This window comes from Streptomyces katrae (assembly GCF_000966975.1).
Lineage (GTDB): Bacteria > Actinomycetota > Actinomycetes > Streptomycetales > Streptomycetaceae > Streptomyces > Streptomyces katrae.
Window position 1 is genome coordinate 1 of the sequence record NZ_JZWV01000990.1, and the last position, 819, is coordinate 819.

The window sequence follows — 819 nt, forward strand, 5'->3', positions numbered from 1 at the left end:
GGCCAGCACTACCCCAACCGAACCGACGACTGCGCCGGCCACGGGCCGCGATGACCGCTCGGCGCGCAAGCTCGCCCGGCTCCGCGCCCGTCAACTGCCTGAGCCTCGAGGCCAGCGGCCCTGCCCCGCTCGGCGGCTCAGAAGTCGATCACCCACACCCGCCCGCCCCAGAACTCTGTGATCCAAGCGTGGCGGCCGTCCGGCGTCAGGGCTATACGGGTCGGATGGTGGGCGCGGATGGTGTCGATCACCTTGTTCGTGCTCGTGTCGATCACGGACAGGCTGTCCGCGCCTTCGCTGGTGACGTAGGCGCGGCTGCCGTCAGGGCTGACTACGACGTCTTTCGGGTGCCAGCCGACGGGGACGGGGCCGCCGGTCACCTTGCCGGTCGCCGTGTCGACGACGGACACCGTGCCCAACTGGTCCGTGACGTAGAGGCGGCGTCCGTCTGGTGTCACCGCCAGGCCGTAGGTGAAGTCCCCGAGGCGGCTGGGCCAGCCGATGACCTTGTCGGTGGCCGTGTCGATCACGGACAGGGAAGCGGGGGTCCCGTAGCCGGAGTTCGCGACGTACACACGGCGGCCGTCGGGGGAGACCACCACATCGACCGGGTCGCTGCCGACCTTGACCTCGTCGACAACCTTGCCGCTCGCCGTGTCCATCACGGACAGGGAATCGGATCCGGAATTGGCGACGTAGACGCGGCGGCCGTCAGGGGCAACCGCCAAGGCCACCGGATCGACGCCGACGCTGATGTAGTCGATCTCCATGTGCGTGGCCGTGTCGATCACTCTCACCGACCCGGGGCGGAGCCGCCAA

General features: G+C 69.5%; 1 protein-coding gene. It reads right to left on the minus strand.

Features of this window, described 5'->3' with window-relative positions:
• Positions 1-137: 137 nt before the first annotated feature.
• On the minus strand, positions 138-819 hold a 682-nt coding region (locus tag VR44_RS30945; protein ID WP_157880460.1), incomplete at its 5' end, for a YVTN family beta-propeller repeat protein.